This is a genomic window from Neobacillus vireti (assembly GCF_001026695.1).
GTDB classification, from domain to species: Bacteria; Bacillota; Bacilli; order Bacillales; family Cytobacillaceae; genus Neobacillus; species Neobacillus vireti.
Window position 1 is genome coordinate 17794 of the sequence record NZ_LDNB01000001.1, and the last position, 25883, is coordinate 43676.

The window sequence follows — 25883 nt, forward strand, 5'->3', positions numbered from 1 at the left end:
CTGCTTTTCTTTTTGAATTAGAAAGAAGGATAAATTTGAAAAGTGGGGGAAACCTGAATATTGTTACTTTATCTGTTTGAATTGACAGCCATTCTATTATAATTTTATAATCAAATTTGTGTGTAGAAATTCTGTCGATTTTTGTCGAATTATTTCGATTATTTCTCACTTCATTACTTAATTAATCTGACACCAGGAAAGGGAGAAAAAGATTTGAAATTTATAATTTTTTTAGCGGCGCTTGCGATTATTTTTTTACTCGCCTATATCGTCAGTTACAATAAGAAAGGAATTAAGTTTAAGCCGATTGTCATTATGATCATTTTGCAGCTAATTCTGGCATTTGTGTTGCTAAATACCGAATTTGGTCTTTTAATCATTAAAGGGATATCGGCATTGTTTGAATATCTTCTAACTTATGCGGCTGACGGAATTAATTTTGTTTTTGGTGGAATAGCCAATAAGGGAGAAATGCCTTTCTTCCTAAATGTTCTAATGCCAATTGTGTTTATTTCCGTGCTAATAGGAATCGCGCAGCACATCAAGGTGCTCCCAATCATCATACGTTATCTTGGTTTAATCTTGAGCAAGATAAATGGTCTGGGAAAGTTAGAATCCTATAATGCCGTCGCCTCGGCTGTTTTTGGACAATCAGAAGTTTTTATTTCAGTAAAAAAACTACTTCCTCATCTGCCGCAGCATCGGCTATATACTTTGTGTACGTCGGCAATGTCAACGGTTTCAGCTTCGATTTTAGGGGCCTATATGACAATGATTGACGCGAAGTACGTCATAACGGCGCTGGTTTTAAACCTATTTGGAGGATTTATCATTGCCAATATCATTAACCCGTATGTAGTTAGTGAGGAAGAAGATATTTTTGATATCCAAGAAGAAAAACAAACATTTTTTGAAATGCTTGGTGAATATATATTAGATGGTTTTAAAGTGGCTATTATTGTTGGAGCAATGCTAATTGGTTTTGTTGCCTTAATTAGCTTGATTAACCATGTATTTGCTGGAATTTTCGGGATTAGTTTCCAAGTAGCGCTAGGCTATTTGTTTGCACCGTTCGCCTTTATCGTCGGCGTGCCTGCATCCGATATAGTGGAGGCTGGGACAATTATGGCAACCAAATTGTTGTCCAATGAGTTTGTCGCGATGATCGATTTAGGCAAAGTCAGCCATTCTTTATCAAATAAAACAATTGGTATCGTCTCCGTATTCCTCGTTTCCTTTGCAAATTTCTCATCGATTGGGATTATTGCTGGGGCAGTGAAGGGCTTAAACGAGAAAAAAGGGAACGTTGTTGCAAGATTTGGCCTTAAATTACTTTACGGAGCGACGCTTGTAAGTCTTTTAACAGCAGCTATCACCGGCCTGATGCTATAATCTTCTTATGATACATGGCTCAACGGGAATTTTTATAAGAAGAAAACCACCGTGCATTTAATCGGTGGTTTTCTTTGTTTTCTTTATAATAAAATAAATGGCACCTAATACAACTGCCGCAATTACAGTTGGCAGTACATAAGGATGTGCTTTATCTTTAATATCGCCCCAGTTACTACCGAGGACCTTCCCTACATAAAGGAATATAATCGTCCACGGCAAAACAGCTGCCACTGTGTATAGAGTAAACCTTTTAGCTGACATTTTTGCAATTCCTGCTGGAATCGAAATCGCGTGTCTTACAACGGGAATGAAACGTGCGGAGAAAATAACTCCGGCGCCATATTTAGTAAACCATTGCTCGGCAAGATCAATATGACTCTTTTTAATAAGTACGTATTTTCCGTATTTCTCCAAAAAGGGTCTGCCGCCGTAATATCCGGCCCAATATAAAAAAAGCTGGGCAATCGTACCGCCGATGGTTCCGGCAATAACGGCTCCGACAAAATTCAAATGTCCTTGCGAGACCATATAGCCGCCGTAGCCTAAAACAATTTCACTTGGGATGATCTCAATCATTAATCCTAAGGCAATACCGAAGTATCCTAAATGGGATAAGAATTCTAAAATATTGTTAATAAATTCTGTCATAGTCCACCTTCGCTAATGTATTATTTATAACCTTATTAAGTTTATAACAGTTTTCCTCATAAAGAAATAAATATAGTTTTTTCCTTCGAATATGCCTAAATAGTAAAAAAAACAACGGAACCCGGTGCTCCTGCCTACTGACTTAAAGAATTCTCTGAGGAAAACAAATAGGTTTTATGATGGTAACGAATGCTGTATATAAGACCCATGGCAAACATATTTCCCATAAGCGAGCTGCCGCCATAGCTGATAAATGGCAGCGGTATCCCCGTGATTGGCAGCACTTGAATCGTCATACCGATATTTTGAAAGACATGAAAGGTGATCACGCTAATAATGCCTGTACAAACATAGGTATTAAACGGATCCTTGGTGTCCAATGAGGTCTTGATTAAATGATAGATGAGCAGGAAGAAGAGCCCAACTACAATACTGCCGCCAACAAAGCCGTACTCTTCGCCAATAACGCTGAAGATAAAGTCGGTATGAGCCTCCGGAATATACACCTCGCGATTGCCGAAACCTTTGCCGGTTATTAGTCCTGAGCCAATCGCCCTCATTGATTTTAGTAAGTGATAGCTTGAATCAGTTGCGTAATTCTCTGGGTCAATCCAGGCATAAATTCGGTTAAATTGATAGGTTTGTACGTGGAGGTATTTTTCAAGAAAATCAGGCTTGATTAAAACAAGATAGAAAATAAGCGCAGCGAGCGATGCACCTGCACTGTAGATGGGGATAATGATTTTCCACGAAATCCCCGAAATAAAGATAAGCCCTGTTAAAATTGATAAAATGACAAGCCCTGTCCCAAGGTCGGGCTGGAGCATGATTAATCCTAGCGGAACAGCCGTTGTGATTCCTAATTTTAATAGTAAAAGAAAATCAGTCTTCAGTGATTTTTCAAGATGCTTTTCTTGGTGGGATGTAATGACACGGCTTAGGGCTAAAATTAAAAAGGTTTTGACGAATTCCGAAGGCTGAATCTGCCCGATTCCTTTAATGACAAACCAGCTTTTCGCTCCGTTTCTGACAGGTGCGATTGATTCCGGTGCAGCGTAAACGGCAATTAGTAAAATGAGACCGAAACCATATAAAAACCAGGAAAGCCGCTTATATTGATAGCCATCGATAAAGATGGCAACGGATATAATAGCGGCACCGATAATATACCAAAAAATTTGCATGACTAAAAAGTTTTTCCCGCCATATTGTCCCGAGGCTTGGGCGCTATAAATGGCCGCACAGCTAACAAGGAAAAAAAGAAACAATAATAATGTTAACGTCCAATCAAAACGATCTGCTTTTTTCATTTGTTTGTCCATTAGCTACACCCATTTTTCTATGATCATTCCCTTCTAGCCTAGCAAATTAAGAGTTTGCTCACAATAGCCTATTCAGGGAAAATATTACAACCATCTATAGAACATGACGATTTTCACCGGTAAATGTTTCAACATTCTCTTAATATCAGAATATATCTTTGGACTTCGAGAATTGTCCAGCTCCAGCGCCCTAGCGGCTAATGTCCTTCGCTCTCCGCCCTACGATAAGTCAAGCACGAATGCGCTCTGCTCTTCGTGTTTCCTTTATCTCAGTTGGAGAGCTCCAGGCCATACGCCGCAGACCAGGGCGCTTGCGCTTTTCTACATTAAATGCTTTAAAAACATCGTTGCAATTCCGAAATAGGTGAGCAAGGAAAAGATATCATTTAAGGTGGTAATCAGCGGTCCTGACGCCACTGCTGGGTCAATCTTGAACCGGTAAAGAATGAGCGGAATAATCGTTCCAGCAAGTGTCCCGATAATGAGCGTGAAGAAAAGTGAACAGCCAACAACAGCGCCTAATATTAGATTGCCCTGCCAAATATAAGCGATAATCGAGATTAGGATTGCACATGTCACCCCGATGGTTATGCCCACGCCGAGTTCCCGCATCACTAAACGGGTAACGACACCTTTATCAATATCGTGTGAAATTAGCCCGCGTACAACGACCGCAAGCGATTGTGTACCTGTATTCCCGGTCATTCCGGCAATCATCGGCATAAAAAAGGCGAGGGCAACGACCTGCTGGAGTGTATCCTCAAAGCTGGAGATGATTCTACCCGATATAAGACCAATGAATAATAATAAAATCAGCCATGGAAGCCTCCTTGCTGCAGCAACGAGCGTTTTCGTTTCAAAGTCAATCGATTTACCTGATGCCGATAGCTTTTCAATATCTTCATTTGCTTCCTTGATTACGATATCGATGATGTCATCGACCGTGACAATCCCGACAAGGACATTGTCCACATCAACCACTGGGATTGCTAAGAAATCATAGCGTTCCGCTATTTTTGCGACTACCTCTTGGTCAGCAGCTGCGGTAACGGAAATTACCCGCTCATACATAATCGTGCGGATTTTTTCCTCTGGCTCTGCTAGCAGTAAATCCCGGTAAGAAACAACGCCAACCAGCTTTCGTGCTTCATCAATAACATACAAATAGTTAATCGATTCAGCGAATTCAGCAAAAACTTTAAACTTATCGACTGCTTCTCTAACGGAGAAATAATCGCGAATCCAGACAAAGCGGTTCGTCATGATTCTACCCGCTGTTTCCGGTGGATAATTCATAATTCCTTTAACGGCATTGGACTCTTCTGTCTTCATCCCTGAGAGAAGGGAATCCTTTTTTTCTGGGGACAGCTCATTTAATAATGATGCTAAGTCATCATTATCCATTAAATCGAGGACCTTACTGGATTTTTCAATGCCGAGCTTGTTTAATAAATCGAGCTGTTCTTCCTTATCAAGCTCTTCCATCAGGTCAGCAAGGACGTCAAATTTCAAAAATAATAAAAATCTCCCTTTATGTTTCTCTGGTAAGTCCTGATAGATCTTGGCGACATCATAGGGATGAAGCTCTTCAATTACAGCTTCAAATTCTACCTTTTTGTTTTCCTTTAGCGTTTTAATGATATATAAGGTAATTTCATCTTGCGTCATATCTTTAATCATACTTGCACACGCTCCTTTCCCATGGTGCGGTTTAAAAATAGGCTGTGTTAAAAGGGAATGTTGATCTCCGTTCCAGGCGCGAGCGGTTCGCGGGGCGGGCGGTGAGCCTCCTCGGCGCTAAAGCGCCTGCGGGGTCTCACCTGTCNCCTTCCACTCAACATTGTGCTCATAATCAACAATGTTCTTTAACACAGCCAAAAAATAAAAATCCGATTAATAGTTTATTGAACCTTAAAGATAGTATATGTAATAACAGGAAGAAAATCGAATTCTTGACATTGTTAACGATTGGAAAGATTAAAGCCCTGTTGTTAATCAAAAAATATTATTTGTAAAAGAATTGAAATAAGCTATTTATCCTATTATTTGATAAAATGAGGAAGTATTGACAAGACTATTTGGCAGTTTCATGGAAATTGTCTTTTTATTATCATTTAGCCCAAGTTTGAACGGAGGAGTTTGGCTTTGAAAAAGCATCATCAAGACATACGGGATCTCATCTATGTCCATTTAAATCAATCAGATCAGTATGTATTGTCCTACGGTATCGAATTCGGTGAATTTGCTGCTGCTTTTTCAGGTTCATTAAATCAATTGCTTTTATTAAAGCATCGTTTTGATGACGCTGATTTTAATATGCATACCCAACTCGAATATTGTCCGGAAGAAAGAATTAACAAATTAGCGCGGGAAGATGTTTATGGATACGGAGATTTCTGCTGGATAGATTTTCTTGAGGAAGAAGTATTAAATGAACTTTCTGACCAAGAAATGGCTGAATTACTGTTTCTAGGGCATCACAAGAAGCATTTAAAATTGCCTTTTTATAATAAACTTGGCAATCGTTTTGTTTACCTGGCACACGATGATGGCTGGCAAAACAAAATCTATTACCGAAGTTTTAAGGATTTTTTTCATTTACTAAGTGGAGTAATTGCCGGCAAGCTTGGGGAGCTAAAGCTGGAAAAAACAATTCTTGGGATTAGGAAAAAACGTGATTATCCGCAAGTGAATAAGGAAATCCTCCTGTCGTTAACACCCTTCATCAAAGAAGGTATTTGCATTTCTTTAAGGGACGCGGACCATCAACGCACTAGAATTGAAATTCCCATTTGGGTGATGGGCGATTTCGCGAATATGGATGATATGTACGAGGAATACGAACAAATCTCCAATAAACCCTGCCATGCGAAAATTATCTTTGATAAAAAAACAAAGGAATGGAAGTTAACGGTCATTTAAATCTCCCCGCATTGGGGAGGTTTTTTGTAGTTAACCAAGTAGTAGATGTCATAAATTACTGTATAGAAAAAACACTGCTGCATTTCCTTTCTGATTTAATAAAGTGTTAAAATAAAAACGTGAATGAGAATATGGAGGTTTTGGTATGAAAACAAAACTAGGTTTATTATATGGAGGAAAATCGGCTGAGCATAAAGTGTCACTGCAGACAGCTCTTGCTGTAATTCGAGCATTGGATCTTGAAAAATTTGAAATTCATCCTATTTACATAAATGTTGAAGGTCAGTGGATTAAAGGACCAGAGCTTAGCGGGCCAGTAGACAATGTTAAAGCACTTGAGTTTTCTAATGACAATCAATTATCGCCTTTATCCCTTGCACCATCACTATTCCATGCTGAAAAACAGGAAGCGCCGCTTGATGTCATTTTCCCGTTATTGCACGGACCAAACGGGGAAGACGGGACAGTACAAGGATTATTAGAATTACTAAACGTGCCATATGTGGGGAACGGGGTGCTTGCTTCAGCCGCCGGAATGGATAAAGTGATGATGAAAAATGTCTTTGCGCAAGCCGGGCTCGCACAAGTAAACTACGTTGCCTTTATTAAAAGTGAATGGGAGCACTCAAAAGAAGAGGCTTACTCTAAAGTTGAGGCTGAGCTCGGTTTTCCTTGTTTTGTGAAGCCGGCAAATCTTGGTTCGAGTGTTGGTATTAGCAAATGTACGAATCGGGCTGAACTAGAAACGGCTTTCGTGGAGGCATTTCAATTTGACCGTAAAGTTATTATTGAAGAGGGTGTTGTTGCTCGTGAAATCGAGGTTGGCATCCTAGGGAATGACTATCCGGAATGCTCCATTCCCGGTGAGATTGTTCCGAAAACGGATTTCTATGACTATAAAGCTAAATATGAGGATGGCGATACGGCCTTAATTATCCCGGCTGACATTAAAGATGAAGAATATGAGCAGATAAAAGAAATGGCGATTCAAGCGTTTAAAGCATTGGATTGCTCCGGTCTCGTTCGTGCTGATTTCTTCTTAACAAAGGACGGAAAGGCATTAATCAATGAAGTAAATACCATGCCAGGCTTCACACCGTTTAGTATGTTCCCACTTTTGTGGAAGCACACCGGCGTGGAGTACCCGCAATTAATTGAGCGCCTTGTCGAACTTGCCAAAGAAAGGCATCAAGAAAAACAACAAATAAAGTATACTTTCTAAAAACGAATAGTGTCGCTGGCCGTTGAAGGAAGATACAAAAAACATTAGGAGACACGGCTTTAGATGCCGTGTCCGTTTATATTTGAAAAAAGGAGGGTATCAAATGATTAATCGTTCTTTGAAGCAGATTGCGGAAATGGTTTCTGCCGCAAATGATATCAGCCCGTTTGCTGATGTTATGATTAAGGGGGTTACGATTGATTCCCGCAAAATAGCAGCAGGGAACTTGTTTGTTCCTTTTAAAGGTGAGAATGCGGACGGTCATAAATATGTCGAGGAAGCCATCCATAAGGGTGCAGCCGCAGCCCTTTGGCAAAAGGATGTTCCGAACCCGCCGGCCGATTTGCCGATTCTTGTGGTTGATGACTGCCTTGTTGCCTTGCAGGAACTTGCACGGAAATATCGGAAACAATTACCTGTTAAAGTAGTCGGGATTACGGGAAGTAATGGGAAAACAACGACTAAGGATATGACTGCCGGTCTTTTATCTATCCAATACAAGGTGCAAAAAACAGAAGGAAATTATAATAACCATATTGGGCTTCCGTTGACCGTCTTGGGTTTAAGCGAGGATACAGAAATTGCGGTCTTGGAAATGGGGATGAGCGGCAGGGGCGAAATTGAGTTCCTGACGAAACTTGCCTGTCCTGATGCCGTCGTCATCACGAATATTGGTGAGTCGCATCTGCTTGATCTTGGTTCACGGGAAGGTATTGCAGAAGCGAAGCTTGAAATTTTAGAAGGACTGCAAAATGGTGGACTGGCTGTTCTAAATGGTGATGAGCCGCTGCTTATGGAGCGAATTCAACAAATTAAAGGCAATGTCCGGGTTCAAACCTTTGGCAGAAATAAAACCAATCATATCTACCCGACAGAAATAACGCAAATAAAACAAGGAAACAGCTTCAAAATTAACCGTTCAGAAGTTGTCTTCGAGCTCCCTGTTCTAGGAACCCATAATATTTTAAATGCACTGGCATCCATGGAGATTGCACAGTATTTTTCAATTCCATATGAAAAAATAAATGCGGGCTTAGCGGGTATCAAGCTGACAAATATGCGGATGGAGCTTGTCGAGGGACGGCGCGGGGAAAAGATTATCAATGATGCCTATAACGCTAGTCCGACTTCCGTGATGGCAGCAATCGAATTAGTGGCCAACATCCAGGGGTATGGGCGAAAAATTCTTGTGCTTGGTGACATGCTCGAGCTTGGACCGCAAGAGGAGCAATACCATTTGCAAATAGGCGAAGGCTTAGATGCCAATAAAATTGATTATCTGTTCACTTTTGGGACATTGGGAAAAGCCATTGCTAAAGGAGCAAGCAAGGTTTTAGGAGAACACCGAGTGTTTGCTTATACAAACAAGGAAGAACTGATTCAAAAGTTGGAACAGTATGTCGATAAAGCCACATTAGTTTTGGTGAAAGCTTCACGGGGTATGAAATTAGAAGAAATCGTAATGGTGCTTCAAAATAAATAAAAAAATCTGGAGTATTTGGCAGGTGGAGCAAGGATGATTGGCTGTTTGTGCATTCATGGCTTTACGGGTGCACCTTATGAAGTGGAGCCGCTTGTCGGTTATTTACAGGAACGGACTGATTGGGTTTTTAGCGTTCCTACGCTGCCGGGACATGGGGAACTTAGCTCTTTAAAGGGAATCCATTACCAAGAGTGGATAGATCACGCTGGGGTTGAACTCGGCAAGCTCAGCGAAATTTGTGATGAGGTGTATGTGATTGGTTTTTCCATGGGCGGTCTTATTGCCAGTTATCTAGCCGCTCATTATCCTGTCAAAAAGCTGATTCTTCTAAGCGCCGCGGCATATTATATTAATCCAAAACAGCTCGCTGCTGATATAAAAATGGCAATTTTAGATTCCCTGCACGGAAACTTGCTTGATAATGAATTATTTCTGCACTATAAAAGAAAAATAACAGAAACCCCCTTTGCGGCTACCTTGCAATTCCGCAGACTAGTTACTTTTATTAAGCCGTTGTTAAATCAGGTGAAAGTGCCGACGTTAATTGCACAAGGTGAGTGCGACGGGATTGTGCCGCCCAAAAGTGCTGAATACTTATATCGAACCATAGGTGCACAGGAAAAAAAGCTGATGTTTATTAAGCAATCCAAACATCTTATTTGTCACTGTGAGGAGAACGCTGCCCTATTTTCTCAAGTGTTAGACTTTTTGATGGAGCGGTAATAATGCTACGATTAAAACTTGTATTTATTGCAAGCTGCTACCAATTGTGGTACAATAACCATCAACGTGTCTAAAGAACGATTGAAAAGGGCATACTCCTGCGGAGAGTGTCTTTTTTTTGGTAAAATAAAGAAGTACCTATTACCGCATTTTGATGCGTAACTTGAAATATATTCAGCACTTATCCGGCTCCGGCGCCTAGCCCCTCGAGGTCAAATAACCTCAACCATATGAAGTCATAGTGCCGACTTCATATGGTTGAGAACATTTGCTTGTCGGGGCTGCCCAAGGCGCCTCCGCACTAAGTTTTTGCAAAAATATTTTCAAATAGATGAAGGAGAATGAAAACATTGACAAAGTTTGAAGAACTGGGCCTAAGTCAGGCCACTTTAAATGCTGTTCTCAAGATGGGTTTTGAGGAAGCAACACCAATCCAGTCAGAGACGATTCCATTGGGCTTAAAAAATATTGATTTGATCGGGCAAGCTCAAACAGGAACAGGTAAAACAGCTGCATTTGGGATTCCATTGGTTGAAAAAGTAGATGTAAAACAGGATGCCATTCAAGGGATTATTATTGCCCCAACACGTGAATTAGCGATTCAAGTATCGGAAGAGCTTTACAAAATCGGATCCGGAAAAAGAGTCCGTGTCCTTCCAATTTACGGCGGACAAGATATCAGCCGACAAATCCGTTCGTTAAAAAAAGCCCCACACATCATCGTTGGAACTCCTGGCCGGGTGCTTGATCATATTAATAGAAAAACGATGCGCCTTGATACAGTAACCACAGTGATTCTTGATGAAGCAGATGAAATGTTAAATATGGGCTTTATTGAAGACATTGAATCGATCCTTGCTGCGACTCCAGCTGAGCGCCAGACGTTGTTATTCTCAGCAACCATGCCAGGACCGATTCAAAGAATGGCTGAAAAGTTCATGAAGGATCCGCAAATTGTTCGTGTGAAAACGAAAGAATTGACCATGCCTTCGATTGAACAATATTACCTTGAAGTGCAAGAAAGAAATAAATTCGATGTGCTAACAAGACTGCTTGATATTCAATCACCTGAGCTTGCGATTGTTTTTGGCCGGACAAAGCGCCGTGTTGATGAATTATCAGAAGCATTAACGTTAAGAGGATATACGGCAGAAGGGATTCATGGTGATTTAAGCCAGGCCAAACGTTTATCTGTCCTTCGGAAGTTTAAAGAAGGTACAATCGATGTTCTTGTGGCAACAGATGTCGCTGCAAGGGGTCTTGATATTTCTGGGGTTACCCATGTATACAACTTTGATATTCCTCAGGATCCAGAGAGTTATGTTCACCGTATCGGACGTACGGGCCGTGCCGGTAAAAAAGGTATCGCCTTAACATTCATTACACCACGTGAAAAGTCTTATCTTGCCGTCGTGGAAAGAACAACGAAACGTAAGATGGAAAAAATGAAGGCCCCTACGCTAGATGAAGCATTAGAAGGCCAACAAAAGGCAGTTGTTGAAAAAATCGTCCAAACGATTGAATCAAACAACCTGCACTATTATAAGGCAGCAGCTCAAGAATTGCTGGAAGAAAATGATGCTTCAACAGTTGTCGCAGCTGTGTTGAAAATGTTGACCAAAGAACCGGATACAACACCGATTAAACTGACAGAAGAACAGCTTCCACAAAAGAGAGAGAGAAAACCGCAGGACCGTGACCGCCGCAGAAGAGACGACTCTAGAGGGTCTTACAGCGGAGATCGCAACAGAAAAAAAGCACCGTACAAGCCAAGAAGCGGTGAAAAAAGAACCGGCGGCAAATCATCGAAGCCTAGAACCTTTAATCATTAATAAAGAAAAGCATGGACAATTTGTCCATGCTTTTTTACATGCCCTTATTATTTTTGGCGGACCTTTTCTTGATAAATCGTTTTAAGGTATCCATTAGTAAATAAAGAATGGGGATACCTTCGATAAAATAGGAATAGGTTGCCCATGAATTAGTATAGAAGCTGGTAAGCGCTGCTGAACCCCCTGACATTTGCAGTGATAACGCCACCATAACTGCTGCCAGCGAAAAAGTCAGGGGGCGGTGATCTTTCAAACGGAAAAATTGAGCGAGTATTTGAACAGAAAGAAAGAATAAGAGAGAAATTTTTAAATAAACGGTGGTCGACCAAATCGAAATTAAAAACGGATCCAAGTTTTCAATGAAATCAGCGATACGAATATAGCGGACCATTTCTAACATCGGGTAGGTGATGTGACTCGCTAAATTTGGTCCAAAGAGTAATAATAAAAAGACAAAGTTGACAATGATTAATAGTAATCCCAGCACAATAGCCCAAAATACAGTTTTAAGGGTTTTATTTTTTTGCGTTAAATAAGGAAAGATAAACACCAACACAATAACCTCGCCAAAAAAGGGAATGGTCGTATAAGTTCCTGCAAATATTCCATGTCCACTATGGTTCGTAATAAAGGCCATCCAGCGGTCCCATTTCAATTCCTTCCCAATGAAAATTGTATTGGATACATCAGCAATGAGGATGAGGAAAAATAAGCCTTGCGCTGTACGAAACAAAGTTTGAATTCCTGATCTCGCGGTTACCGCCACCACCATTCCAAGCAAACCGCCGACTGCCCAGTTAGGTGTTCCTCCAAGATAGGTTTGCACGATAAAATCCTCATATTCTCTTAGGACGAAAGCGCTTGTATGAAGGAAGGAAAAGAAGTAGAATCCCATAAATAGAATATGAATCCATTGAGGGAATATATCCTTTCCGTAATGAAAGAAAAATTCATTCGGTCTTCGATTCGCAAGCTTGATCGTAAAATAGGCATAAATCCCCGCTGTCAATCCGCTGATACAGAGCACTAGTATCGTATCATATTGGGATATGTGGATTAAGTTGCTCGCAGAAAATCCAACTAAGGTAGAATAAAAATAAAGAATTAAAAATAGTAACAGTTGATTCTGTGAAATCTGCGCAGCTTTCAAGTTAATCCACCTTACCTAATATTTTCTGTTGGATGGGGGTAAATAGGAATTGAATCAAAGTATTGGGACTTGGCATGTTTTTGAAAACAATGGTCGCAATACAGTATGAAAAGGACATCCCCATAATGCAAAAGACAATCCAGAACGTTCTCCTTTTGCGACTTTTCTTCTTTAGGTATGCCCACTCGTAACCAAATATAAATAGAAAGAAGAGAATAATAATCATGATCATGAATTTATTTCCTTTATCCAAATTGGATTATTTTCAGCACCAGGCCGTTTGATATGTAAATCTACGTGAATATTTAACTTCACTTTATCATGATAAACGGTTGGCCAATCTTCTTTAACAGCCTTCCATATTTTAGGCTTATACCAGGATAAGTATGCACCGAATTGGAAAACATCTGCTTTCATTCCTTTAGAGGCTTTAAAGGCCTCGCTGATTCTGTCCTTAATTTCCTTTTCGGCAATTTTTTCGAGTTGAAAAATGTTTTTCGCGTTTGTTAAATTGATGTTAGAATAAGACTCCGATATATCATCCTCTGCGGTGACATAAACATCAAATGTGAACGGCTCATTTTTGGACGGGCGAATTTTCGTCTTTGACCTTAAGATTAATAAACTAATGGGTTTTTTATCTGTTGGCGATATAATGGAAACTGAGGCGTTTTTTATCGAATTACGCAGCCATAAAGCCCCGCGCCCTTCCTTCAGGCCAATCTTGCCGACCATTTTATAATCATGGAACAAAGCCATTCCGTCTGTGCCCACCCACATAGCTTCTTTTCCTTGTTCACTGACCATTTTCTCCTTCCCTTTTGTTAAGTAGCCAACAATCATATCGCCATTTTCTGTTTCGAGAAAGTCCTTTGGGGTCGTATATAATGTGACCATTTCTTGGGTAAATTCCCGGACAATCTCACTTGGGAAACGTTCGAATGCCGGAACAAGATTTTCAATATCTTTGGCTTTCCCAGGTGCAACCAATACGGCGTTATTAATGTTTAATTTCGGATCGCGTGCAATAAATTCTAAAATATGACCTATTCCTTCCTTTGCCATTTCTTCACTAACGACAATGATTCTTGTATGCCCCCAACTAATTCTTCGCGGTAAATCTATTTGCATTTTTTGATAGGCTTCTGTAATGGTTTTTCCTGTTCTTGAGACTTGTGTATATGGATTTCCAGGTGATGCAGAGCCGCCCACCGTGCCTGGAACAAGTCGATTTGGGAGCGGAAACGCTAGCGTGACCTCCATTTGCCCTTTTACGGATTTGTCCACATACATGGCTGTTACAAAAGCACAATCATTGATCTCAACCCTCGACCAGCAGCCAGTTAATAATAAGGTACTCATCACCATAAACCATTTTAGCGCTCTCATTAATCCTCATCATCCTCAGGTCGTGATTTCTTGATTGTCAACCGATTGGAATTGGAATCCCCAACAAACGATGGCCGGCGTTTCATAAACCACCATGGTGCACGAATAAATACATCCTTTAAATCTGCAGGGCGTAAGGGTGCTGTTGGAGACAAATAGGGTACACCAAAAGAATGCAGGTTTACGACATGTATATAGATAAGAATACAGCCAATCATCAAACCAAATATACCGAATGTTCCAGCTAATATCATGATAGGGAAGCGGAGTAATCGGATTGTAAACGCCAAATCATATCCTGGAATAATGAATGATGCAATTCCTGTAATTGAAACGATAATCACCATTGGAGCGGATACAATTCCTGCCTGTACGGCTGCCTGGCCAATCACTAACGCCCCAAGGACCCCGATGGCCTGCCCGATTGCTTTTGGTGTTCGGATTCCTGCTTCCCTCAGCCCTTCAAATGCCAACTCCATAATAAAGGCTTCCACTAGACCAGGAAAGGGGACGTTGTCTCGTGATGCCGCCACACTAATTAATAAGGTGGTTGGAATCATTTCTGGGTGAAAGGTGGTAATCGCAATATAAAATGAAGGGAAAAGCAATGAAACCAGTAAATAGGTATAACGAAGCAACCGAATAAAGCTAGTAAGGAAAAATCGTTGATAGTAATCCTCGGCAGATTGGAGGAACATATACATTGTCACCGGGACCAACAGGGGTATCGGGGTCCCATCGACAAAAAGAACGGCTCTTCCTTCTAACAAAGCGGCAGCGGCTACATCTGGGCGCTCCGTTTTTTGCGTTTGGGGAAAGGGTGATAATGGGAATTGCTCGATACACTCCTCTATATAGCTGCCCTCCAATACGCCATCAATCTCAAGCTGGTTAATCCGTTGTTTGATATCAGTGATTAGCTCTTCTTTACAGACCCCTTGGATATAGCCAATCGTTACTTTTGTCTTTGTGTACCTTCCAACGACTAACTGTTCCATTTTTAAGTCAGGAGATTTAATTTTTCGGCGGATCAACGTGATGTTTGTCTGAATATCTTCGACAAACGCTTCTCTTGGCCCTCTGATTACGTTTTCATTGGTCGTTTCACTTACCGCTCTTTTTTCAAAGCTCGTAAGCGGGATTACAAGCATGCGGCTGTCACCTTCGAAAAAAATGATGATTTTTCCTTCAAGGACAGAATCGGCTGCTTCCTGAATATCGGCAACAATGCTCGTACACATCGTACTTATCGATTGCAGATCTAGTATCTTATGGAATAAATCCTTTCGAGATGAAGCGAAACCCGGTGAAACAATATACTTTAGTACCTGATCGTCGAATATCTGTTGATCAACCATCCCCTGCAAAAAGACGATTCCGCACCGGGTTTGATTGGTGGTTAATTCGTGTACGGTGATATCATCGCTGTTCTGAAAGGTGGTTTTAAACCACTTCAAGCGAACGTCATAATCCTCGCCCAAAAACAGTTGCTCATGAGCGCTGTTTTGGACGGTTTTGTGTTTATTTTTCGAGAAAATTGGCATTAAATTCACCCCGCCGCGAACTTTTTGTTAGGTTTCCCATTAATATTTATTTCACTCCTATTATGTGGCTATTAAGGGTAGTTAAGAACGAACCTTCCAAAGTAGCAAAAAAAGTCCTTAAGATGAAATCTTAAGGACTAAATCATATTTGAATTGTTCTCTACATTTAAATGGGGTAGCCCAGACTAGTTTTTCAATGCTTCCTACTTCGTCAATTTTTTTCTATCAGCTGCTTCTGGCGGTTGCTCCATCCAGCCGTGGTTAATCATAATTTTTGCTCCATCATTAACGTAGTTATAAACTTCAGCGGTTAAACGAGCGTACATGATCCCTAAATCGTGTCGGGGACTTGAGGCCATCGAAATTCCGTATTGTCCAATTCCTGCAGCACAAAGCGCTGAAATATGATAGATCATTAATTTATCGGAAAAAGGAGATACTTTGGAATCAGTCACTTCACCAGTTAAAGTAAACGCTCCTCTAGCAAGATAATCTTCGTGCATCTTTGAACCGAATAGGTCTAAATGTTTTCCGGATATTTCTCGTCCCCGTGCAAAATACTGGCGAACCTCCTTATCTTTTGCCACTTGGCTAAACCCTTGGATGATAGCCTGGCCTACTCCATTTCGCACTGAATCGTACCAAAGATTTGAAATTTCAACTCCGAGAAGCGGTCTTCGATCGCCGAAAAAACCCGTCAAGAAACTTTGTTTTTTAACAAAGTCACTTTGGTCTGGGGTCGGCAGTCCAGAATCACGGTGATACAGTCCTTTTTCTTTTAATAATCGTTTCGACCGATTATGTAACTCTACCGTTTCAGCCATCGCTGTTGAATAGAAGTCAACCATATCGTCTCTAGAAGACGATGATAAGGCGATACTGTAAGCGGTCAGTCCAAATTTACCCATATTCTCGATATAGTATAGATATAAAACATCAGAGAACAAACGGGGAGCAGCTAAATTTACATCTCTTTCAGTGAAACCTTGTGGTCGGGGGTACTGTTCTGCTTCAAATATCTGTGATACTTTTTGAATATGTCCTTTCGATAAATCTAGCGCAAATTCTAATACTTCACGAATCGAATCATCTTCAATATGGGTTAAAAAGTGGGTAATTCCACAGACCGCCATGGAATCATTTTGATATGATGTCCAGAGAAGTGAGAGTTCTGATGCCGTTAATTTCGGTTGTTGTTCGGTTTCCACGAAAAATCCTCCTTTTTATCCTTAGGAATATTATTCCCAAAAGGAAAGGAATAATAAATTTTTCATAGGAATATCAAAACGGCACGCTCAGTTATTTTTGTGCTAAAAATCCGATGATGGCGATGATGATGATTACGGCCCAAATCAGCACTTTCATAGGAGATTGCGCGGCAGCACCTTTCCTTCTGCTGCTGACCCAGTTTGTCGTGCTTTTAAGTGAATCAGCTAAGTCTTTTTTATTAAAATAAGGAATCGCCCCAAGTAAAAAGCCGCCAAGTAAGCCAAATAGATGGGCGGTAATATTTATATTTGGCTGCAGGAAGGTCATAATCAAACTGATGACACAAAGAGTAAGGATAATTTGTGAATTTTGCCTTGATAGCCAGTGTTTTCGAAACATGATAATCGCAATATAATAGCCAAATAGTCCAAATATCGCACCGCTAGAACCGACGTGGGTAAAGGATAACGGCTCAAGCAGAAGTGTAGCCACATTGGCTATAAGTCCAGAAAGAAGATAGACAACTAGAAATCTGCCGCGGCCAAGGATGCGCTCAAGCGCCGGACCGAATAATACAAGCGAGAAACTATTAAACAGCACATGGGCAAAACCGCTATGCATAAAGGTCGGGGTAATCAGCCGCCAATATTCCCCTTCCATAATATAAAGGTTTACCCCTGAAAGGGTTTCAAAGAACCAATAGTTTGGGAAGAAGGGTAAAACAGTTAGTAAGTATAGAACTAAATGAATAGCGATTATAATAGAAACAACCGGATAAAAGCGAATAAACTCGCGAAAGCTTTCGGTTCTAGTAAACATAATAAACCTCCTCTCACTAACCATAATAGCCTTAATTTCCATCTTGTACACTATTATGCTGAAGGGAAAATAAATAGAAGGTAGATGAGCTTTTGATAAAAGGTATTGGAATAGATATTATTGAACTTTCACGGATTCAGGAAATCATTAGCACACAAAAGAAATTTGTTGACCGCATCTTAACACCAAAGGAAAAGGTTAGGTTTGAAGGGTTGTCCTCCCGCAGACAGGTAGAGTTTTTAGCAGGAAGATTTTCTGCAAAGGAGGCCTTTTCCAAGGCAGCTGGCACCGGGATTGGCAAGGAACTGTCCTTTTTAGATATTGAAATCGAAACGGACAGCTCAGGAAAGCCGTTTTTTGCAAAGCCTGACGTTCAAGCCCATTTGTCCATTTCGCACAGCAGAGACTATGCCGTCTCCCAGGTTGTTATTGAGGAGTAAAATAAATATAAAAAGCCTATAAACCTTTTTCGCATAATCCCCTAGGTTGTCTCATATATTCATAGGGAAATAGGAGAGACAAGGTCAGCTATGGTCCTTCCCTGCCTTTCTCTTCTTTTAATCATAGGTTGTGTTAAAGCACATTGTTGATTTTGCACAATGTTGATTGGAGTGGAAGGCACGAGACTCCTGCGGGATCAGCGGGACAGGTGAGACCCCGCAGGCGCTTAAGCGCCGAGGAGGCTCACCGCCCGCCCCGCGGAAAGCTCGCGCCTGGAACGGAAATCAACATTCACTTTCAACACAACCTGATCATATGAAATGAGACAAGAAGGGGTTGAAGGAATGAGAAAAAAGATTTTGCTGCTCATTACAGGGCTGATGGTCGTATTTATACTAGCTGCCTGTGGCTCTAAATCACAAGGTGATGTGGTGAAGGAGCTAAAGAGTAAACAGGAGGACTTAACAAGCTACAAGGTAAACGCAAAAATGACGTTGAAAATGGGTTCTGATTCGCAGAGTTATAACGTAGAAATTTGGCATAAAGACCCTACCTTTTACCGCGTAAATTTGAAAAACGCCGAAAAAGATCAGAGCCAAATGATTTTACGAAATAATCAAGGAGTATTTGTCCTAACTCCAGCACTGAATAAGAGCTTCCGTTTCCAAAGCGACTGGCCGCAAAACAGCAGTCAGGCCTATCTGTATGAATCATTGATAAAAGATATTGTTATGGATAAAGATGCAAAATTCTCGACCACAAAAGATTATTATATATTTGAAACAAAAACCCGTTATCAAAATAATAATATGCTGCCATTTCAAGAAATTAAGCTAAATAAAAGTGATTTATCGCCTGCTGTCGTAAAAGTAATGGACCCTGACCGGAATGCTCTTGTGACGGTTGAATTTTCTAAGATTAAGTTTAAAGCGAGCTTTAAAAAGGACGATTTCGATATGAAGAAGAACATGACGCGTGCGCAGGTTGGGCTGCCTGCTATGGCTGATGCTAAAGATAATGCGTTTACTGTTAAATATCCAACTTTTGAGCTTAAAGGTACAAAATTAATTGGTGAAAAGGAAGTAAAGATTGAAGATGGGAAGCGGGTTATTCTCACCTATGATGGTAAAAAGTCGTATACACTTATCCAGGAAAAAGTAACAGCGAAAACGGTATTAGCCACGCCGACCTATCTAGAAGGAGATATTGTTGACTTAGGAGTTACGATTGGAGCTGTTTCTGACCATTCTATTTCTTGGTCCGATGGCGGTGTGGATTACATGATTGCATCGAATAACCTAAGCAAGGAAGAACTGATTGAGATCGCAGAATCTGTTCAAGGCGATTCAGTAAAATAAAAATCCATGCAGCAGGCTCGTTTAGGGGCCTGTTTTTTTGTGTTAAAGGTTCTAATTTTTACCTGGTCCAACAAAAAGCAGTTTTTTTCATAATATGATAAAATGAAGAATGTTTTAATTTTAGTCAGTAGGAAGTGGAAGTATGAATGAGTTAGGATATTTCTATCGGGATACATGGGCAGAGGTCGATTTAGATTGTATCGCTGAAAATGTCATCTCCGTAAGAAAACACCTGCCTAAACAAGTAAATATTATCGCAGTGGTTAAAGCGAATGCTTATGGGCATGGGGATGCCCAAGTGGCCAAAACAGCACTAGAAGCAGGGGCAAATTATTTGGCCGTTGCTTTTATGGATGAGGCCATTGCACTAAGGAATAAAGGAATCAATGCGCCCATTCTAGTCTTAGGTGCTACACGGCCTGAAGATGTGCATGTGGCAGCTATATTTGCGATAACCCTTACTGTTTTTCAGAAGGAATGGCTGGAAGAGGCATTAAATCATATAAAAATCGATGAAAGAATTTCATTGCATATCAAAGTAGATACAGGGATGGGTCGAATTGGAGTTCGGACACCCATGGAGTTAAGAGAAATTGAGCAAATCATTTTTAAGAATGAACGGTTTCATCTAGAAGGGATTTATACGCATTTTGCGACGGCAGATGAGCTGGATATGACCTATTTTCAACGGCAATTGTCGTTATTTGAAAAGATGATAAGTGTTTTAGCGGAACGTCCTAAGCTTGTCCATTCCAGCAACAGTGCAGCCGCTATTCGTTTTCCTGGTGCTTATTTTAATGCGGTTCGAGTTGGAATTGCGATGTATGGGTTGACGCCGTCTATTGAAATGGAGAAAGAAATCCCCTTTCCATTAAAAGAAGCCTTTTCCTTAAGATCTCGGCTTATTCATGTGAAGAAGCATGAAAAGGGAGAAAAGGTCAGCTACGGTGCAACCTATGAAAGTGAGGAGGAAGAGTGGATTGGCACAATCCCGATTGGCTACGCAGACGGGTGGATCCGTAAGCTTAGTGGCCAAGATGTGCTAGTGGACGGCAAGCGTTCGCCGATTGTCGGCAGAATCTGCATGGATCAATGCATGATTCGTCTTCCGTATTATGTTCCTGTTGGCACGACAGTTACGTTAATTGGCGGTCAAAAGGATCAATTCCTGTCGGTTAACGAAATTGCTGCTAAATTAGAAACCATCAATTATGAAGTGCCGTGTATCATTGCTAATCGCATCCCGCGTCTTTACAAACGGGGCGGGCAAATTGTCGATTTAAAAAATGCGCTTCTCAACAATTAATAGTCGTAAATAAGAAATTTCCAACATATTTATGATATTGCGGTAATTTGTGCATAAAAGCACCTTTTATTGGCTTATAATACAGTAGATTATATTTAGTCTATGCAGTAGGCATGATTAGTGTTATTATAAAATATGGTACAGCTATAACTCGTCGAATGGCACATCTCTTAGGATTGCTTCATAAGGCGTTGTATTTATGTGTTTTTAAAATGTAGTTCTTGTTAGATAAAAAATTGGTGTGTAGTGATGGTGGAGGTGTATGTTTGTGTCTGAATCCGGCGCAACTACGGAAATCTTAGTGAAGTTACCGCAACATCTTTTAACTGAATTAGATGGTTTTGCTAAGCAAGAGAATGTAAACCGCAGTGAGTTTATCTACCAAGCAACAAAAATGTATTTGCGCGAACGAAAAAAGAGACAAATTCGCGAGTCAATGAGACGTGGCTACATGGAAATGGCAAAGATCAATCTTAGAATTGCATCAGAAGCATTCCAAGCAGAATATGAGGCAGAACACACAGTTGAACGTCTTGTAAGCGGAGGGTAAACCTTTGATTGTCAAGCGTGGTGACGTTTATTTCGCGGACCTATCCCCAGTTGTTGGTTCTGAACAAGGCGGCGTCCGACCTGTACTTGTCATCCAAAACGACATCGGGAATCGGTTTAGTCCCACAGTGATTGTTGCAGCGATTACAGCTCAAATTCAAAAAGCGAAGCTTCCTACTCATGTAGAAATTGATGCGAAGCGCTACGGATTTGAGCGAGATTCGGTCATTCTGTTAGAGCAAATTCGTACAATTGATAAGCAGCGGTTAACCGACAAAATCACCCATCTCGATGACGAAATGATGGAGAAAGTGGATGAAGCCTTGCAAGTAAGCCTGGGACTCATCGAATTTTAGTTAAACACACGCTCTTTTTTGGAAGAGCGTGTTTTCGTACATATCCTGACCTCATACTCTCATTCTGCCAGCAAGCTAAAATAGCTTGCTTTTCTTTTTGTGTGGAAAAGGGGCAGAGTGCCCATGAATGAAATGGTCTAGTGGTTCTGTTACAATAAGGAAAAAAGGATGGAGGACTGTTTGTGAATGATACAGTTGTAAAGGATGAACAGCTTTTAGGTAAGATAGCCGCGGAGCAAGCAATCTCTTATAAACAAGTGAAAAGTGTTATTTCGTTATTAAATGAAGGCAATACGGTTCCTTTTATAGCGCGTTACCGAAAAGAAATGACGGGTGCCCTTGATGAAGTGCAAATCCGTAACATACTGGAACGGTGGCAATACATACAAAATCTTGAACAAAGAAAAGAAGAAGTTCTTCGGATTATAGAGGAGCAAGGGAAACTTACAGAAGAACTTAGCCGAGCCGTTACGAAGGCGGAAAAGCTTCAAGAGGTGGAGGATTTATACCGTCCATATAAACAAAAGCGGCGAACAAAGGCTACCGTTGCTAAGGAAAAAGGACTCGAACCTTTTGCTGAATGGCTAATGACTTTTTCAAAGGAAAGCGTCACTGAAAAAGCAAAGGAATTTTTAACCGAAGAAGTTGTTGCTGTTGATGATGCAATTGCCGGCGCCAAGGACATCATCGCTGAATGGGTTTCTGATGATGCGGAGAGCCGCAAATGGATTCGGAAAGAGACATTTAAATCTGGAGCTGTCGTTTCTGTAGTAAAAGATGCGGAAAAAGACGAAAAAAATGTTTATGAAATGTACTATGAGTACGAAGAACCGGTTAACAAAATCGTTCCCCATCGAATTCTTGCCTTAAATCGCGGTGAAAAGGAAGATATTCTAAGAGTAGCGATTAAAATGAATGCAGATGTAATAATGACCTATCTGTCAAGAAAATGGATCCGGATTCAGCACTCTCCTTCAGCGCCAAGCGTGTTAGAGGCAATTGAAGACAGTTACAAACGATTAATCCAGCCATCGATTGAACGGGAAATTCGCGGTGAATTAACCGAAAAAGGTGAAGAGCAGGCCATCCATATATTCTCTGAAAATCTAAGGAACTTACTCTTGCAGCCACCGTTAAAAGGAAAGGTCGTCATTGGGGTCGACCCAGCCTACCGGACAGGTTGTAAATTAGCTGTCGTTGATGAAACGGGTAAGGTGTTGAAAATAGATGTCATCTATCCGCATCCGCCGGTCTCAAAGACAAAACAAGCGCGCGAAAAGTTTATTCAAATCTTACGCGAGTATAAGGTAGAAATGGCCGCGATTGGCAACGGAACGGCATCAAGGGAAACTGAACAGTTTGTTGCCGATATTTTAAAAGAAATGGATGAAGAAATCTTCTATTTAATTGTTAATGAAGCAGGTGCCAGCGTTTATTCTGCCTCTGATCTTGCCAGAGAAGAGTTTCCGAACTTCCAGGTCGAAGAAAGAAGTGCTGTTTCGATTGCAAGGCGCTTACAGGATCCATTAGCCGAATTGGTGAAAATAGATCCGAAATCTGTAGGTGTCGGTCAATATCAGCATGATGTCTCTCAAAAGCGACTTTCTGGCTCCTTGCATTTTGTCGTTGAAACTGCGGTTAACCATGTTGGTGTTAATGTCAATACCGCTTCTTCCTCGCTTTTACAATATGTTGCCGGGCTGAACAAAACGGCTGCCAACAATATTGTTAAAAAACGCGAAGAGGAAGGGAAATTCACGAGCAGGGTTCAACTAAAGAAAGTGCCGCGCCTTGGTGCGAAAACCTATGAACAGGCGATTGGCTTCCTGCGAGTATTAGATGGAAAGCAGCCGCTTGACCGGACTGGAATCCATCCAGAGAATTACGATGAAGTGAAGAAGCTATTAGCCAGCCTAGGTTTTACAACGGATGATTTGGGTTCGGAAGAGTTGAAAAAGGCACTTAGTGGTCTTGATTTGAAATCTGTCTCTGAAGAACTTGCGATTGGTGAATTAACCTTAAAGGATATTATTGATGCCTTAGTAAGACCGGAACGTGATCCGCGTGATGATTTACCTAGACCGCTTTTGAAAAAGGACGTCTTGAAGTTAGAAGATCTGAAAGCGGGAATGGAGCTGCAAGGAACCGTCCGAAATGTCGTTGATTTCGGTGCGTTTGTTGATATTGGTGTGAAACAGGATGGACTTGTTCATATCTCTAAGCTCAGCAATCGATTTGTGAAACATCCACTGGATATTGTCTCCGTAGGAGATGTAGTAACAGTTTGGGTTGACTCGGTGGACATGAAAAAAGGGCGCGTGGCATTAACGATGCTATCTCCATCAAATTAGAAAGAAACACTGCTTCTAGGAGCAGTGTTTTTTTCTGTAAAAATACCAGCACTGGTTTAACAGTTTAATCTGGTAGCGGTCCTTCTCATAGAAAGCTCTTTTCATTTGGTTTTGCAACCAAGTTGGCATAGGAAAACCTCCCGAAAAGTTCATCGTAAATAAAGTATATATAATGATATGCTATAATAGGTTGTCACGTTCGCTCGGAAAGTGTGGGGAGTAAAATGGAACAGGCAGAACTTCAATTATTGGTCGAAAGAATATCGGTTGAGTCATTTGGTAAACAATTTAACCATCAAGCATCGTTCAATCCGAGATTAAGGTCAACAGGCGGAAGATATCTTCTTGGCTCTCATAATATAGAAATTAATAAAAAATATTTAGATGAACTAGGTGAAAAGGAATTAATCGGCATCATCAAACACGAGCTCTGCCATTATCATCTTCATCTTCAAGGGAAAGGCTATCAGCATAAGGATCAGGAATTTAAATATTTACTAAAAAAAACAGGGGCACCTCGATTTTGTACACAGCTTCCAAGTCGTGAGGTAAAGCGTACAGTAAAGAAAATCCTTTTATATCAATGTACAAAATGCCAGCTTTCATATAGAAGGAAAAGAAGTATTAATACTAACAAATACGTTTGCGGTAAATGCAAAGGCAAATTAAAGAAGCTGAAAGAAGTAACCTTGGAATAACGTAAGATATTGGCAAAAATCTTATCGAAAAATAATATTGACTTTCTATTGTTTCGTCATTATAATGGTAAGAGTCGATAGGGCGAAGGTCTTATTGAAGCATAAAAAATTATTCATTATTCCGCAGTAGCTCAGTGGTAGAGCTATCGGCTGTTAACCGATCGGTCGTAGGTTCGAGTCCTACCTGCGGAGCCATTATGGGGAAGTACTCAAGAGGCTGAAGAGGCGCCCCTGCTAAGGGTGTAGGTCGGGTAACCGGCGCGAGGGTTCAAATCCCTCCTTCTCCGCCATAAAATTATCGGCCCCTTGGTCAAGCGGTTAAGACACCGCCCTTTCACGGCGGTAACACGGGTTCGAATCCCGTAGGGGTCATCAGGAGCGGGGAATGACATTGAATTCATTTCCTGTTTCTTAATCTTTATCAACATTGGGCTATAGCCAAGCGGTAAGGCATCGCACTTTGACTGCGACATGCGTTGGTTCAAATCCAGCTAGCCCAGCCATTTCTTTTTTTAGATTCATATTTTTTTGCGGGTGTGGCGGAATTGGCAGACGCACCAGACTTAGGATCTGGCGCCGCAAGGCGTGGGGGTTCGACTCCCTTCACCCGCACCAAACATTTCCTCTTGTGTTAATGTGGTTAATGTGTTATGATTGTCTTTGTCGCTAATTTACATGCGGTCGTGGCGGAATGGCAGACGCGCTAGGTTGAGGGCCTAGTGGGGGCAACCCCGTGGAGGTTCAAGTCCTCTCGGCCGCACCAAAAAAAGTGTTGACATCAGAAACTGAAGATGCTATACTTTAAAAGTTGCTTTAAGAGATGCGCCCGTAGCTCAATTGGATAGAGCGTCTGACTACGGATCAGAAGGTTGTGGATTCGACTTCTTCCGGGCGCGCCATATAAACGGGAAGTAGCTCAGCTTGGTAGAGCACTTGGTTTGGNCCTGTCTTCCATTCAAAAATTTAATGCGGGTGTAGTTTACTGGTAAAACCTCAGCCTTCCAAGCTGATGTAGTGGGTTCGATTCCCATCACCCGCTCCAAATTATTTCAATATTGTTCTTTGAAAACTAAACAAACAAAAACGTCAACAAACAAATTTTTTAGTTTTTTTATAAAACTAAGCCAACGTAACATTTATGAGCTAATCAACTTTCTTGGAGAGTT

The 25883-nt window shown here is 41.0% G+C and carries 22 protein-coding genes and 8 tRNA genes; 21 read left to right on the forward strand and 9 right to left on the reverse strand.

The features are described from left to right. Positions 1-213: 213 nt before the first annotated feature. The gene (locus tag AA980_RS00085) at positions 214-1392 is read left to right on the forward strand and encodes a NupC/NupG family nucleoside CNT transporter (RefSeq protein WP_024028901.1); all 1179 of its coding nucleotides are present in this window, start codon (positions 214-216) and stop codon (positions 1390-1392) included. A 57-nt stretch (positions 1393-1449) separates the two neighbouring features. On the opposite strand, the gene AA980_RS00090 is transcribed toward AA980_RS00085, so the two are convergent. From AA980_RS00090 to mgtE, 3 genes are all read right to left on the reverse strand, one after another. Further along, positions 1450-2043 carry a DedA family protein gene (locus AA980_RS00090; RefSeq protein ID WP_024028902.1) on the reverse strand — a complete coding sequence of 198 codons (594 nt, stop codon included), beginning with the start codon at positions 2041-2043 and terminating at the stop codon, positions 1450-1452. Between the two features lie 134 nt (positions 2044-2177). After that, the gene (locus tag AA980_RS00095) at positions 2178-3365 is read right to left on the reverse strand and encodes an FtsW/RodA/SpoVE family cell cycle protein (RefSeq protein ID WP_024028903.1); all 1188 of its coding nucleotides are present in this window, start codon (positions 3363-3365) and stop codon (positions 2178-2180) included. 321 nt (positions 3366-3686) lie between these two features. After that, positions 3687-5045, reverse strand: a complete 1359-nt coding sequence (gene mgtE, locus AA980_RS00100) for a magnesium transporter (protein WP_034724217.1) — start codon at positions 5043-5045, stop codon at positions 3687-3689. Positions 5046-5510: 465 nt separating this feature from the next. Between mgtE and AA980_RS00105 the strand changes: the two genes are divergently transcribed. The 5 genes from AA980_RS00105 to AA980_RS00125 all read left to right on the forward strand — a co-directional run bounded on the left by AA980_RS00105 (position 5511) and on the right by AA980_RS00125 (position 11547). After that, entirely contained in the window at positions 5511-6287 is a 777-nt protein-coding gene (locus tag AA980_RS00105; protein WP_024030975.1) for a hypothetical protein, read from the forward strand. Positions 6288-6432: 145 nt separating this feature from the next. Further along, complete coding sequence (locus tag AA980_RS00110) at positions 6433-7509, forward strand: D-alanine--D-alanine ligase (RefSeq protein WP_024030976.1); 1077 nt, start codon at positions 6433-6435, stop codon at positions 7507-7509. Positions 7510-7612: 103 nt separating this feature from the next. Continuing rightward, complete coding sequence (locus tag AA980_RS00115; protein ID WP_024030977.1) at positions 7613-8992, forward strand: UDP-N-acetylmuramoyl-tripeptide--D-alanyl-D-alanine ligase; 1380 nt, start codon at positions 7613-7615, stop codon at positions 8990-8992. A gap of 33 nt (positions 8993-9025) precedes the next feature. Beyond that, the gene (locus tag AA980_RS00120) at positions 9026-9715 is read left to right on the forward strand and encodes an alpha/beta hydrolase (RefSeq protein WP_024030978.1); all 690 of its coding nucleotides are present in this window, start codon (positions 9026-9028) and stop codon (positions 9713-9715) included. Between the two features lie 350 nt (positions 9716-10065). Then, the gene (locus AA980_RS00125) at positions 10066-11547 is read left to right on the forward strand and encodes a DEAD/DEAH box helicase (protein WP_024030979.1); all 1482 of its coding nucleotides are present in this window, start codon (positions 10066-10068) and stop codon (positions 11545-11547) included. A gap of 34 nt (positions 11548-11581) precedes the next feature. On the opposite strand, the gene AA980_RS00130 is transcribed toward AA980_RS00125, so the two are convergent. The 5 genes from AA980_RS00130 to AA980_RS00155 form a co-directional block, all read right to left on the reverse strand. Continuing rightward, positions 11582-12697 (reverse strand): GerAB/ArcD/ProY family transporter, encoded by a 1116-nt coding sequence (locus AA980_RS00130; RefSeq protein WP_024030980.1) that lies wholly within the window; start codon positions 12695-12697, stop codon positions 11582-11584. 228 nt (positions 12698-12925) lie between these two features. Next, positions 12926-14086 carry a Ger(x)C family spore germination protein gene (locus tag AA980_RS00140; protein ID WP_024030982.1) on the reverse strand — a complete coding sequence of 387 codons (1161 nt, stop codon included), beginning with the start codon at positions 14084-14086 and terminating at the stop codon, positions 12926-12928. After that, positions 14086-15630 (reverse strand): spore germination protein, encoded by a 1545-nt coding sequence (locus AA980_RS00145; protein ID WP_024030983.1) that lies wholly within the window; start codon positions 15628-15630, stop codon positions 14086-14088. Before AA980_RS00145 ends, AA980_RS00140 begins: the two co-directional genes overlap by 1 nt. A gap of 203 nt (positions 15631-15833) precedes the next feature. Further along, a complete protein-coding gene (locus tag AA980_RS00150) occupies positions 15834-16838 on the reverse strand; it encodes a DUF3231 family protein (RefSeq protein WP_024030984.1) in 1005 nt (334 codons plus the stop codon). Between the two features lie 91 nt (positions 16839-16929). Next, positions 16930-17658, reverse strand: a complete 729-nt coding sequence (locus tag AA980_RS00155) for a rhomboid family intramembrane serine protease (protein ID WP_024030985.1) — start codon at positions 17656-17658, stop codon at positions 16930-16932. 92 nt (positions 17659-17750) lie between these two features. Here AA980_RS00155 and acpS point away from each other — a divergent pair, with 92 nt between their 5' ends. The 6 genes from acpS to AA980_RS00185 all read left to right on the forward strand — a co-directional run bounded on the left by acpS (position 17751) and on the right by AA980_RS00185 (position 24019). Continuing rightward, complete coding sequence (gene acpS, locus AA980_RS00160) at positions 17751-18098, forward strand: holo-ACP synthase (protein ID WP_024030986.1); 348 nt, start codon at positions 17751-17753, stop codon at positions 18096-18098. A gap of 345 nt (positions 18099-18443) precedes the next feature. Beyond that, entirely contained in the window at positions 18444-19457 is a 1014-nt protein-coding gene (locus AA980_RS00165; RefSeq protein ID WP_024030952.1) for an outer membrane lipoprotein-sorting protein, read from the forward strand. 142 nt (positions 19458-19599) lie between these two features. Next, complete coding sequence (gene alr, locus AA980_RS00170; protein ID WP_024030951.1) at positions 19600-20763, forward strand: alanine racemase; 1164 nt, start codon at positions 19600-19602, stop codon at positions 20761-20763. Between the two features lie 268 nt (positions 20764-21031). Continuing rightward, positions 21032-21313 carry a CopG family ribbon-helix-helix protein gene (locus AA980_RS00175; protein WP_024030950.1) on the forward strand — a complete coding sequence of 94 codons (282 nt, stop codon included), beginning with the start codon at positions 21032-21034 and terminating at the stop codon, positions 21311-21313. Positions 21314-21317: 4 nt separating this feature from the next. Next, positions 21318-21668, forward strand: coding sequence for a type II toxin-antitoxin system endoribonuclease NdoA (gene ndoA / locus AA980_RS00180; protein ID WP_007083556.1), 351 nt, complete (start codon positions 21318-21320; stop codon positions 21666-21668). Positions 21669-21850: 182 nt separating this feature from the next. Then, positions 21851-24019: a Tex family protein gene (locus AA980_RS00185; protein WP_024030949.1), complete on the forward strand. Its 2169-nt coding sequence runs from the start codon at positions 21851-21853 to the stop codon at positions 24017-24019. 15 nt (positions 24020-24034) lie between these two features. Here AA980_RS00185 and cmpA read toward each other — a convergent pair whose 3' ends face one another. After that, positions 24035-24148 (reverse strand): cortex morphogenetic protein CmpA, encoded by a 114-nt coding sequence (gene cmpA / locus AA980_RS26730; RefSeq protein WP_152681076.1) that lies wholly within the window; start codon positions 24146-24148, stop codon positions 24035-24037. 95 nt (positions 24149-24243) lie between these two features. On the opposite strand from cmpA, the gene AA980_RS00190 reads away from it, so the two are divergent. The 9 genes from AA980_RS00190 (at position 24244) to AA980_RS00230 (ending at position 25759) form a co-directional block, all read left to right on the forward strand. After that, a complete protein-coding gene (locus AA980_RS00190; protein WP_024030948.1) occupies positions 24244-24717 on the forward strand; it encodes a SprT family protein in 474 nt (157 codons plus the stop codon). Between the two features lie 120 nt (positions 24718-24837). Then, positions 24838-24912 (forward strand) — tRNA-Asn (locus AA980_RS00195). Between the two features lie 4 nt (positions 24913-24916). Next, positions 24917-25007, forward strand: a tRNA-Ser gene (locus AA980_RS00200). Positions 25008-25017: 10 nt separating this feature from the next. Next, positions 25018-25089, forward strand: a tRNA-Glu gene (locus AA980_RS00205). A gap of 56 nt (positions 25090-25145) precedes the next feature. Beyond that, positions 25146-25220 (forward strand) — tRNA-Gln (locus AA980_RS00210). A gap of 27 nt (positions 25221-25247) precedes the next feature. After that, positions 25248-25332 (forward strand) — tRNA-Leu (locus AA980_RS00215). A gap of 62 nt (positions 25333-25394) precedes the next feature. Continuing rightward, positions 25395-25480 (forward strand) — tRNA-Leu (locus AA980_RS00220). Between the two features lie 59 nt (positions 25481-25539). Continuing rightward, positions 25540-25616 (forward strand) — tRNA-Arg (locus AA980_RS00225). A 69-nt stretch (positions 25617-25685) separates the two neighbouring features. Further along, positions 25686-25759: transfer RNA gene (locus AA980_RS00230), tRNA-Gly, on the forward strand. Positions 25760-25883 lie beyond the last annotated feature (124 nt).

Excerpts from the sequence above, each read along its gene's own strand:
- AA980_RS00090 (WP_024028902.1), bottom strand. The coding sequence starts at position 2,043 with ATGACAGAATTTATTAACAATATTTTAGAATTCTTATCCCATTTAGGA.
- AA980_RS00095 (WP_024028903.1), bottom strand. The coding sequence starts at position 3,365 with ATGGACAAACAAATGAAAAAAGCAGATCGTTTTGATTGGACGTTAACA.
- mgtE (WP_034724217.1), bottom strand. The coding sequence starts at position 5,045 with ATGATTAAAGATATGACGCAAGATGAAATTACCTTATATATCATTAAA.
- AA980_RS00110 (WP_024030976.1), top strand. The coding sequence starts at position 6,433 with ATGAAAACAAAACTAGGTTTATTATATGGAGGAAAATCGGCTGAGCAT.
- AA980_RS00115 (WP_024030977.1), top strand. The coding sequence starts at position 7,613 with ATGATTAATCGTTCTTTGAAGCAGATTGCGGAAATGGTTTCTGCCGCA.
- AA980_RS00120 (WP_024030978.1), top strand. The coding sequence starts at position 9,026 with ATGATTGGCTGTTTGTGCATTCATGGCTTTACGGGTGCACCTTATGAA.
- AA980_RS00140 (WP_024030982.1), bottom strand. The coding sequence starts at position 14,086 with ATGAGAGCGCTAAAATGGTTTATGGTGATGAGTACCTTATTATTAACT.
- AA980_RS00145 (WP_024030983.1), bottom strand. The coding sequence starts at position 15,630 with ATGCCAATTTTCTCGAAAAATAAACACAAAACCGTCCAAAACAGCGCT.
- AA980_RS00155 (WP_024030985.1), bottom strand. The coding sequence starts at position 17,658 with ATGTTTACTAGAACCGAAAGCTTTCGCGAGTTTATTCGCTTTTATCCG.
- AA980_RS00165 (WP_024030952.1), top strand. The coding sequence starts at position 18,444 with ATGAGAAAAAAGATTTTGCTGCTCATTACAGGGCTGATGGTCGTATTT.
- alr (WP_024030951.1), top strand. The coding sequence starts at position 19,600 with ATGAATGAGTTAGGATATTTCTATCGGGATACATGGGCAGAGGTCGAT.
- cmpA (WP_152681076.1), bottom strand. The coding sequence starts at position 24,148 with ATGCCAACTTGGTTGCAAAACCAAATGAAAAGAGCTTTCTATGAGAAG.
- AA980_RS00190 (WP_024030948.1), top strand. The coding sequence starts at position 24,244 with ATGGAACAGGCAGAACTTCAATTATTGGTCGAAAGAATATCGGTTGAG.